This window comes from Niabella sp. (assembly GCF_030150205.1).
GTDB lineage: Bacteria > Bacteroidota > Bacteroidia > Chitinophagales > Chitinophagaceae > Niabella.
On record NZ_JASLGT010000021.1, the window covers coordinates 21,257 to 31,947 of the forward strand.

The 10,691-nt window shown below is 38.9% G+C and carries 9 protein-coding genes; 1 reads left to right on the forward strand and 8 read right to left on the reverse strand.

Annotated elements, in window-relative coordinates; translation table 11 throughout:
• Positions 1-89 precede the first annotated feature (89 nt).
• Complete coding sequence (gene pnp, locus Q1V85_RS16505; protein WP_300601607.1) at positions 90-2,258, reverse strand: polyribonucleotide nucleotidyltransferase; 2,169 nt, start codon at positions 2,256-2,258, stop codon at positions 90-92.
• A 301-nt stretch (positions 2,259-2,559) separates the two neighbouring features.
• Entirely contained in the window at positions 2,560-2,829 is a 270-nt protein-coding gene (gene rpsO / locus Q1V85_RS16510; protein WP_300601608.1) for a 30S ribosomal protein S15, read from the reverse strand.
• Positions 2,830-3,175: 346 nt separating this feature from the next.
• On the opposite strand from rpsO, the gene Q1V85_RS16515 reads away from it, so the two are divergent.
• The gene (locus Q1V85_RS16515; RefSeq protein ID WP_300601609.1) at positions 3,176-3,472 is read left to right on the forward strand and encodes a hypothetical protein; all 297 of its coding nucleotides are present in this window, start codon (positions 3,176-3,178) and stop codon (positions 3,470-3,472) included.
• 190 nt (positions 3,473-3,662) lie between these two features.
• Here the strand turns inward: Q1V85_RS16515 and Q1V85_RS16520 are convergent, their stop codons facing one another.
• The 6 genes from Q1V85_RS16520 to Q1V85_RS16545 form a co-directional block, all read right to left on the reverse strand.
• Positions 3,663-5,633, reverse strand: coding sequence for a hypothetical protein (locus Q1V85_RS16520; RefSeq protein WP_300601610.1), 1,971 nt, complete (start codon positions 5,631-5,633; stop codon positions 3,663-3,665).
• 106 nt (positions 5,634-5,739) lie between these two features.
• Positions 5,740-7,377, reverse strand: a complete 1,638-nt coding sequence (locus tag Q1V85_RS16525; RefSeq protein WP_300601611.1) for an O-antigen ligase family protein — start codon at positions 7,375-7,377, stop codon at positions 5,740-5,742.
• A 228-nt stretch (positions 7,378-7,605) separates the two neighbouring features.
• A complete protein-coding gene (locus Q1V85_RS16530; RefSeq protein WP_300601612.1) occupies positions 7,606-7,869 on the reverse strand; it encodes a hypothetical protein in 264 nt (87 codons plus the stop codon).
• Between the two features lie 53 nt (positions 7,870-7,922).
• The gene (locus Q1V85_RS16535; protein ID WP_300601614.1) at positions 7,923-8,624 is read right to left on the reverse strand and encodes a hypothetical protein; all 702 of its coding nucleotides are present in this window, start codon (positions 8,622-8,624) and stop codon (positions 7,923-7,925) included.
• Between the two features lie 54 nt (positions 8,625-8,678).
• On the reverse strand, positions 8,679-8,969 hold the full coding sequence (locus Q1V85_RS16540; RefSeq protein ID WP_300601615.1) for an HTH domain-containing protein: 291 nt from the start codon (positions 8,967-8,969) through the stop codon (positions 8,679-8,681).
• A 987-nt stretch (positions 8,970-9,956) separates the two neighbouring features.
• Positions 9,957-10,691, reverse strand: a 735-nt coding sequence (locus Q1V85_RS16545) for an IS982 family transposase (protein WP_300601616.1), incomplete at its 5' end; no start/stop codon positions are given.

Sequence of the window (10,691 nt, forward strand, 5' to 3'; positions counted from 1 at the left end):
GGAGGATGAGACTTTGAAAGATCCGGGTGCCTGCTATAAAAAAAGACCTCCGCTTCCGCGAAGGTCTTTTAAGATCATCCAGTATATTTTTAATTATTCTCCGGTGCAGGCCCTTCTTTCTTCTCCGGACGGGGAATCAACGCCTTACGGGATAATTTGAATTTGCCTGATTTCGGATCGGTACCAATCAGTTTCACCTTCATGGAATCGCCCTCTTTCACCACACCCTCCAGGGTTTCCAGGCGCTTCCAGCTGATTTCGCTGATATGCACCAGTCCTTGTTTACCTGGTAAAAATTCTACAAACGCACCAAATTCTTTGATACCTTTTACCACCGCATCGTAAACTTCGCCCACAACCGGAACGGCCACAATACCCTTGATCCAGTTTTCGGCTTTTTCTACCGCAGCTTTCTCCACACCAAAAATGCTGATCTCGCCGCGATTGTTTACCTCTTCAATATTGATCGTAGTACCGGTTTCACGCTGCATTTCCTGGATCACTTTACCACCTGGCCCGATCACTGCTCCGATAAATTCTTTATCGATGAACATTTTCACTACCCGTGGTGCATGCGCCTTCACTTCGGCCCGCGCTTCCGGCATGGCAGTGTACATCGCTTCCAGGATGTGCAGTCGGCCCGCCTTGGCTTGTTCGAGGGCTTGTTTCATCACTTCCATTGGTAAGCCGTCTACCTTAATGTCCATCTGCACACCGCAGATACCATCACGGGTACCGGTTACTTTAAAGTCCATATCGCCCAGGTGATCTTCATCACCCAAAATATCACTTAAGATAGCAAACTTATCGGCCTTGGTAATCAGTCCCATAGCAATGCCAGAAACGTGCTTTGGCAAAGGTACGCCGGCATCCATCAGCGCCAGCGACCCGGCACAAACCGTAGCCATTGAACTGGATCCGTTCGATTCAAGGATATCGCTTACCACACGCACGGTATAGCCAAAATCTTCGCCATCCTTCGGCATCATTTGCTTTAAAGAGCGCATGGCCAGGTTTCCGTGTCCTACTTCGCGGCGACCAGGGCCCCGCATCATTTTCACCTCACCGGTTGAGAAAGGAGGGAAATTATAGTGTAATATAAACTTGGAATATACAGACTTCGCAGCAGATTCAATCAGCAATTCATCTAAAGCAGTACCTAATGTTACTGTTGTAAGCGACTGTGTTTCACCACGTGTAAATAATGCAGATCCGTGCGGAGAAGGCAATACGTCCACCTCCATATCCAGCGGACGGATCTCGGTAAGCGCCCGGCCATCCAGGCGCACACGCTCATCCAGGATCATATCCCGAACCACATCATACTGCAGGTCGTGATAGTAGCCCTTAGCCATTTTCTTTTGATCGGCGGTGAACGGTGCTTCTTCCGTACCAGCTTCCTCAAGACTTTTCAGCAATGCTTCCTCAATAGCTGCAAACTGATCCGTACGCTCGTGCTTGCTCAGTTTTCCTTTGGCAACTGCATATACTTTATCTTTTGCAAAACTGTATACTTTCTCAAGAAGTGCCTCATCCTGAGCAGGTTTTGTATAATCACGTTTACCAGCTACGCCCTTCAGATCGCGCAGCTCTTCCTGGGCTTTGATCTGAACGCGGATGGCATCATGCGCCACACCCAAAGCAGCAACCAGGTCATCTTCGCTGCACTCTTCAGACTCCCCTTCCACCATCATCAGGTTCTTTTCAGTAGCCGCGATGATAAAGTCCATATCGGACTGCTCCATTTCAGAGCGGGTCGGGTTAATCTTAAACTGACCGTTTACACGGCCTACACGTACCTCACTGATGATTTCTTTAATGGGCACATCAGAAACCGCCAGCGCTGCAGAAGCCGCTAAACAAGCCAGCGCATCCGGCATAATTTCGGGATCGCTGCTCACCAGGGATACCAGTACCTGCACATCGCAGAGGTAATCATCGGGAAACAGGGGGCGCAATGCGCGGTCGATCAGGCGCGATACCAGTACTTCGTAATCGCTTAACCGGCCTTCTCTTTTAAAGAATGAACCGGGGATACGTCCGGCAGAAGCAAATTTTTCCTGGTAATCTACCGTTAACGGGAAAAAGCTCTGGCCTTCCTTAGGCTCTTTATTGGCTACCACGGTAGCCAGGATGATACATTTACCCATGGTTACCGTTACGGAACCATCGGCCTGGCGGGCAAGGCGACCAGTTTCAAGGGTCACTTCCCTGCCATCTCCTATATCAAATACCTTTCTTATAGGTTGTTGTAACATAAAATAAATTTGAAGTTGTAATTAATTATGGACCCGGCAGCAGCGCTTCTATCAGCCTTCTTGCCACGCTCGCTTGTGCTTCCGGTACAAAACCAGGCACTTTTTGCGGATCCGTTCTTGGTGTCCCATCCAGGACGGTTATGAATTTCTATCTGGCAAAATCCCGTTTGTTGCAAACAGCCCGGGGATAAAAAGTTATTCCCAACATCCGCCGGACATTGGGAATAGATATTATAATAGTATTGATTGCTGCAATCAAAAACCGGATAAAACATCCACCAATACCCTTTGGATGGTGAATTTATTTTCTCAGACCCAGTTTTTCGATCAATGCACGGTACCCTTCCAGGTTGTGCTTTTGCAAATAAGACAGTAAACGTTTACGCTTACCTACCAGTTGCATCAATCCACGGTGAGTAGAGAAGTCTTTTTTATTTTCTTTTAAATGAGCGCTGATTTGTGCAATGCGCTCCGTTACCTGGGCAACCTGTCCTTCAATAGACCCGGTGTTAGTAGCTTTACCGCCAAATTCGGTAAAAATTGCTGCGTTTCTTTCTTTTGTAATTGGCATCTTTAAACTTTTAAAGGATCATCCGATTTTTTTCTATTCAATATTTCGGCTGCAAAGGTAATGCATAAAAGGGAAATTTCAAATTAAATATTAACTATCGTTTGGAGCATACTTCTACCCTCTAAATAATTGATCTTAATCCCCTTATACAAATGCAAAAGCCTAAACACCGCAGGCGCCGGGTAGCAGCATAACCTGGAAGATCTTTTACACCGGACAGAAGAACATGCCCCAATCTGCCTTCACTGTCCGGATCACTCCTTTTAAAGTACTTCCCCCTTTTCGCCTTTTAATTCCGTTCCCGGAAACAATTCTATAATATTATGTATACCCGGCTCACTGTTTTTTGTACCTTCCGGAAATCAAACAGCAAAGCCAGCCGGCCTTAAAACCTTTAAATGCCCCTACCATTAAACATTTCCTGGCTTCCTGCACAATACCGGTGCAGCAGCATGCGGCACTACTCCGGCAGGTGATCCTCCGGCAACTCCCGGGCATCAGCGAACAGCTGGATCTTCCGGCAAAAATGATCGCCTACAGTTATGGTCCGGGATATGCCGGCCTGGTCCGCGCGCTCCTCCCTTCCAAAAAAGGATTAAAACTGGGATTCAATAAAGGACCGGAATTATCGCAAAACTCCTGACTGCAGTACCATTGTCAGGTTACGCAGTAACGACACAACACAGGTCAGCCATCACTCATGACCCTTCGCTACAGACCTGCGCCAGATTGGGGTAGCTTTTTTTAAAAGCCTCAAATACTCTTTAAATTACCATCAACTGCAAAATCCATATTGTCATAATAATTTCAATGCCTTATACCTACACAAAAAATTATTTGAACAATTGTAATCCGTTCTTCATCAAAAAAATTCTTTCCTCTTGCCCCCCTGTATGATTTTTCAAATACAATAAGGCATTTTCCGAAACCATTTTATAGACTAATGAGTCGGATGACGCAGTCTTTATTCCAAGCGAAGTCCAGCCACCTTTTTGGCATATAAACAGTTCATAGTCATTGCCAGGTTTGATATAATTATCATAATTTCTTGGAACATACCTGATATGAGTAATTCTCGCAGGATGCCTAAGCGAAACTCCAACCCACCCCTCACTCGGAGTAGAGTGATCAAAGGATGTTTCCGTTAAGCCGTCAAAGGCAGCCGAATACTCATATTTTGGGTTGTCCTTTTGCGATCCGGCTGAACCAATAACTTTTCCTGTAAGTTTTGTTTTTTTCGAATAGAACTCAATCTCCGCAATATTGCAGTAACTATTAATCGGCCCTTTATATCTCAGAAATCTATATCGCTTTGAGGCGCTTATATAAGCATCAGTAAAAAGTCTAAACGGCCGGCTTTCAATAGTAAATAAAGTGTCAGGATTAATAAACCCTCTGTTATTCGCCCCTTCAAAAACGCCGCCTACCAATCGATCCCTGTACAATATTTCTCTATTCAGCATAAATTTTGAAAAGAGTTTTATCTCATTAGAAGGAGAAAGTTCATTCGTGTTCATGAACACAAGTTTCTTAGTCTGCCTGTTGACATAAAATGGATCTGAAAGAAATTCAACTTCACCTTTGTCAAAATATGCCACTCTTAGAATACTCCCTCCATCAATATCATTAAACTTCACGTTGCCATTTTCGTCAGGCAAGGACCAAGTAACTGGCACCCAGTTAAGCCAGGAAGGAGCACATAGAAACACGATTGAAGGAGCTACTTCAGTTTTGTAAAGCTTAGATTTTTGAAGCACTAAATCATCTAAATTGTTCGCATACATTTTCGTAACATCAATCGATCTATCCAACATTTCTGCTAATATAAGTGGGACAAAGCCCTTCTGGCTTCTTAACTTATTCTCTGTAAGTGAATACGTTCTTCTGTATACTTTTGGTTTTGCACTAAGTCGATTTATCATCGTCTCTGAAACATAAGTTATTGGGCCAAAAAAATCTACATTATACAGCTCATGTTCATTATTAAAAAGTGAAACCCAAGAGTGGCCTACATTGGCATCTCCTCTAATAGGCATAATGTCTTCGCAAGCTGCAATGCCGAAAGTTCTAAATAAACTAATTGTAAACTGCACTAAGTCTCCGCATGCTCCAGCAGCATACTTTGAAGTCAATGCATCTAAGGTTGGATAATTTGACGGTCTAATCATCGTAAACCGGGGAGCACCCTGTCTAGAAATGATGCTATCTCGAAGAATATTTGCCACTTCAATGGGATTCTCGGTTTTTATACCATTCAATATGGATGAATATTCTTTAAAAAAAATCAATCGCCAATTAGTCAATTTTTCATTTCCAATTCGATAAGGCAAAATGTACTCACAGAAATCTTCAAAACTATACTTCCTTGCCCAGGGATATTCCTGCCACGCTTTAAATGCCAATTCTATATTCTCACATAAATATGCAGAATCAATACTTACTATATCATACTTTTTCCTATTCTCCTTAAGCACAAAATTACCGTAAACATGGCTAATGGAATCCAACACTTCGGCAGGGTCCTGGATACTCGATTTTAATGCCCTAAAATAGTTACAAAATTCTTCAATACCTTTGCCCTCATAAGAAAAATAGCCAGGCATATTTTGTATTAAAAAAATAGCCGCCTTACGCTTTAGACTGTCCCTTTTCTGCGCTGAATACTTTTTTAATACTTTTTCCAACTCTGACCTATTTGTCATTGCCTTGACAAAGGCAGAATTTAAATCATTACGAACAGATTCTCCCTTCATGCAACTACAAAAAAGCAGGGCTACTCCAAAACAAATTAACAACTTTCTCATAAGCCTTTATCATAAGTTTTATATTATGCATAACTTATTTAATCTCAAGAAGTCGAGCTACGCACAAAAAAAAACAGAAAAATCCAATCTAATAGTAATTTAATCATCAATTCTTAGCGACCTTTCGCGCCTCATTAATTATATCAAGGATCTCTAAAGAGTAAACTTTTATAGGCATATTTAATATATACATAGCAACCTTCTTTGCTCTATAAAGATCACCAATCTTTAGATATAGTTTCATCAGATCGAACTTAATTTGAAATTTGTTAGGTAAAAAGTCCGAAAGCCAATTTTGATAATGAATGGCTCGATGAAAATCTCCATTCTTTTCATAAGCAAAAGCCAGTTGCTCTATTCCTTGCCGGCTAACATAAAAATCTTTAGCCAATTCCAAAATCCCAATTGCTCTGCCACAGGTCAAACTATCTTGTAGCAACACATTCCCATAATCTATCAGAAATTTCCCATTACCACTTAGCTCTTTGTAATAGGCGTTGTATCGCACCTCAGTTTTTTTATCTACATTAAGTATTCTACTGTCTTTCAACCAATTTTCGCAGGCATAAAATTTCGAAAATAAATTATCAGTAATCCATAACAGGGACAGAATGCATAAGAAAATAACCCCCTTGAAAAATTTTGCTCCAAGTCCTTTGCCACATAATAAAGTAGGATTACTTAAATCATTCCCAAATATCTTTAGACCAGAAATCAAACAAAAAATCAACAATAATAATAGAAAATTCACATGAAAAGAATACGACGTAAAGCTCGCCGAAACAATAGCAATAACAATTAGTTTTAGCGTAATCTGTAAATCCCTTTGTCTTTTAGACGACCTCAAAGAAAAGAAAACAAGAAAAATAACTGTAATCATTATAAAACCTACCACTCCTATTTCCTTTAAGAGCTGAAGCGGTTCATTAAAAAGTAAATAGCTCTCATCTGCACAATTAAAATAACAACCTGATGTATCCGCATTCGATCTAAAATATTCAGCTTGCCATTCTGGATAGATGCATGTGAATCTGCCTAAACCAGTGCCACTCCAAAAATGGTCGTCAAAATGAATCATCGCAATAGTCGTTTTCATTAATCTGCCAATCGCAGATGTCCTTTTTTGATTGAATAATGCATAGGCTCCTACAACCAGACACGAAATCAATAACAAGAAAAACAAAGCTTTGAAAAAGGACACTTGCTTAAGCCACCATCTTTTAAAAATATCGCCTTTAGTGAAATATAAATATGCTAAGGCTGTTATTAAAACAGTGACAAATGCTGTTCTGCTCTGAGCATAATAAATGAGAATTAAGGATAGAATAATATTAACGTAATACAGTACACCAATCAATAAAAAGATCCATCTATGCATTAAAGCTAATGTACTACCAAGCAATACTTTTTTATCATAGACCAATATAGGAAGTTGTGCAACTATATAAACTGAGTAGACACCTGAATTAGCAAAACTTCCTGTAATATTAAAGCGACGACTTTGCAGATGAAATGCATTAAACAGCTGACGAACACCGAGGGACAATTGAAATAAAAAATAAATTGCTAAAAAAGAAAAAACAACACCAATTACTTTATCATTTCCAACAAAAAAAAACAAGCCTGCTGACAACAAAATTATGAAAACTACAAAGAAATGTTCATTATTTACATTATAATACTTGCTAATACAAACCAGCATCACAAAACAAAGAAGAAATAATAAATAAATTAAATGATGCAAATTTAAATCGGTGCTATTTATTACTAAAAAAAGTACTAATAACACAATTACGCAAGGAATAGCATATACTAATATGTACTGTCCATTAATATAAATAGAAAAATTAAACGAAAGCTGATACTTGTATGTAAAAAATATAAATAAGCTAATAAGCAAAATTGCTAGGAATGAAGGTGCTAAGATATTTACCCCCTTTTTTAACAATTTAGAAAATGTGTTCAAAATATCTCAAATTCGATTTTGTAAAATCTTCTGAAGATCCTCATCGGTTATCTCATCATCTGGATGCTTGCCACCCATGAGACTTAAACACTTTTTTTGTCTATCAAGCCAGTAATAATAATTAACTAATGCGTCTCTAAATTCTTTTACAAAAGGGGTATCAACATGACACCCCTTATTATTGTAAAATTCATTTATATGATTAACAACTTTCTGAAGCTCAACATCTTTTTCCTTTGTATTGAAGTCAATAAGATTTCTGTAAGTCATACATTTATTTTTTTCCAATTTAATATGATCGTACATTAAATTTACGGACAAAATTAAAATATACCAGTAAAGGTTCTTGTTTGTGGCTCGGGGTAAACAGATTCAATTGGACTGCCATCTATACTTCGCCAATATTGAATACTATACGTCCATGTAACCTCCATCGCCATGGAAGGCAAGGGCGAGGTTGGAACGGCAACTGGATCCAATATTTGAACCTCCTCATATATAGTTCTGTAATAGACATCAGTATATGTTTGAGAAGGTGGAATAGGCAGAACATAAGCTGAGTGAGGAACAATGCCAGTCCATTCCAAAGTGGCAGTATTGTATGTTGCTCCTGCTCCAAATTCAAAAGAGAAGGGAATTCTCGTCCCGTTTGAAATCTCACCATCTTCTACTCCAGTAAAAGACTGACTCAGCAATTTCCCCCTTTTACTTTTAGAAGGAGACGCCTTATCTTTAATTAATACGCTTATCGTAAACGTATCTATTCCATCAGCACTCGTACTAATTTTCTTAATTTCCGAGCCAATGGATTTTAAATTGGTAGTAGCTACATCAATCTTTTTTCCTCGATATGAGACAGTCGTCTCCCCCTTTATAGTATTGATTAAAATTTTGTTAGAATTTGATTTAATTGCAGGGGAATTACTGTCACTTTTTACTCCGGGAGAATCATTTTTGGAGCAAGAAAATACAAGAATGACTAACAAGATGGAACAAAGTGCGAGGGGATAAATTCTTCTAAGCATTTTTTCTTTTTTTGGTTACATTAATAGTATTCTACTCCACAAAAATATACACGTTCACTGCAAAAAAATTGCAAGGATTAAAATCAGGTAGTCAATTCCGATCTTTGCAAATCTAAAATTAAAACTTCCTGAAGAAAAGCTAAAACTACCTTCTTCTTTATAAAAGTAGCTTTGCATCTTACTACAAAATTCAATGGAAGCACCCATTTCCTTTAGTAAATGCAAATAATAGTAAACCTGTCGCTCAGATACTTTTATCTTTTTTGCCAATTCTAACGGTGTCCCTGTTTTTCTTTGCGAAATCAAATAGTGCAGCAATGCAAGCCTGTATAATTGTTTTTTCATAAACATAAAACACTTTGGAGTACTTGGCCTATCATTACCCCAAATAATTATCAAAAAATAAATGTTTTACCGAACAAACATCAACTTTCCTAAACTCCCTCTTGGATAAAAATCAAGCTTTCAAAAAACCATTAAACACCTGCATACTGATCCATTGTTTAATTAAACCAAAGTGGCTTTTAATTGAGATTCTTTATCAATCATTCGTTACTTGTTTTCATTTTCAGATAAAACGAAAGCTTCTGTATTAATTTTGGCCATTTGTTCTTTCCTTTATACAAGGGCCTCCTTCTTATACAAAGATTCAAGGCATTCAGGTATCCTCGAATACTTTAGTGAAAAACTATTCTTTCATGCATTTTCAACTTCCCTAAAAAGAACAATTTCCAAATTTGCGTTTTTAAGTATTGGAATAAAATCATTCAGCTCTGCAAACTCAATCACAATTACACTTTTTTGTACACTAGCGAATGTGCAACTTCCTAAACGCCGCACACAACTACCATCTCAGTTGGTCTTTTAAATTAATTCAAAATCCATATAACTTAGGATCCTCTTTTTATTTTAAGCAATTAATTCTACTTATAAAGTATACAATAAAGATATATAAACAAAATATTAGTATCAAAAAAAAATCCCAAAAATGTCTATCTTACTTGTTTAAACCCCTAAAATCGTTCTCATAACTATATGGTGCTATCCTTTTAAAATACCCCGATTGAGCAAATCCGATATAGTAGGTTTTGTGAAATCGCTTCCTGCTCTTCCTCTGTCAAATAGGGGAAAATTTCAGATGTAGGCAGAGGCAAATACAAGTTCTTTAGGGAACCCATTATAGAACTTAGTTTTGCCAATGCATTGAGACATTCCCCTGCTTTGACTTTTTTAGTATTAGTATTGTACTCATTACTATGTACCAACCAATGTTCATATTGGCAATACGATAAAATAAGCGGGACCGCTTGTTTAATTAATTTAAGTTGCCAGTTAAGTTAATTTGTCGAAAGTGTATGCGATAACAAAAAGCGCGACTTTAAGCAAGAATCCATTTTTTGTTACAGCATGCACTTTTCTAAGCATTTTTGCTTTAATCATACTAAAATCTGTTTCAATCTGCTTGCGCATCTGTTGTTTTAAAAATGCAACGTGTGGCTCATCTTTTCTTTTACTATTGCTTCTGCGACAGACTTTTGCATGAATGAGCTCTGCCTCAAATAAATCATCTTCACTTAAATAGTCCGTATAACCCGCGTCCATATAAATACTGCTTTCCGGAGCCACATCGAAAGGTAATTTGCCTAAACTTTGACTGTCATGCTCACTACCCGGTACCATACAGAACTCTACCGGAATACCATCCAGTGTCATTACCTGAACACGGACACCATAAAAATACCTGCGCATGGCGGCATGTTTACCCCGAAATACCTCGCCCTGTAATACTTTTGACCGGTTAATGCGGATATTATCGCATACAGCGACAGGAAAGGAATCCAGCCGGTAATCGGCTGCACCTGCCATATCTTTGAGTTGCTTGCCCATTGCTGCGAACATGAACAGCAATAGCTCTGACAAGCGGTGCAATCTGCGGCAATACCTGGATTTGTCCAGCATATCAGGCACATATCCTTTCAGCTTCATAAAATGGCGGGCGTTGTCCTGATGGCCTCCAAAATACAAGGCTGATACAAATGCCGTGGTGATAATTTCTGCATCGCTTAC

Coding starts and splice junctions, on each gene's coding strand:
- rpsO (WP_300601608.1), bottom strand. CDS start 2,829: ATGCCAATTACAAAAGAAAGAAACGCAGCAATTTTTACCGAATTTGGC.
- pnp (WP_300601607.1), bottom strand. CDS start 2,258: ATGTTACAACAACCTATAAGAAAGGTATTTGATATAGGAGATGGCAGG.
- Q1V85_RS16540 (WP_300601615.1), bottom strand. CDS start 8,969: ATGAAAAAACAATTATACAGGCTTGCATTGCTGCACTATTTGATTTCG.
- Q1V85_RS16520 (WP_300601610.1), bottom strand. CDS start 5,633: ATGAGAAAGTTGTTAATTTGTTTTGGAGTAGCCCTGCTTTTTTGTAGT.
- Q1V85_RS16530 (WP_300601612.1), bottom strand. CDS start 7,869: ATGACTTACAGAAATCTTATTGACTTCAATACAAAGGAAAAAGATGTT.
- Q1V85_RS16535 (WP_300601614.1), bottom strand. CDS start 8,624: ATGCTTAGAAGAATTTATCCCCTCGCACTTTGTTCCATCTTGTTAGTC.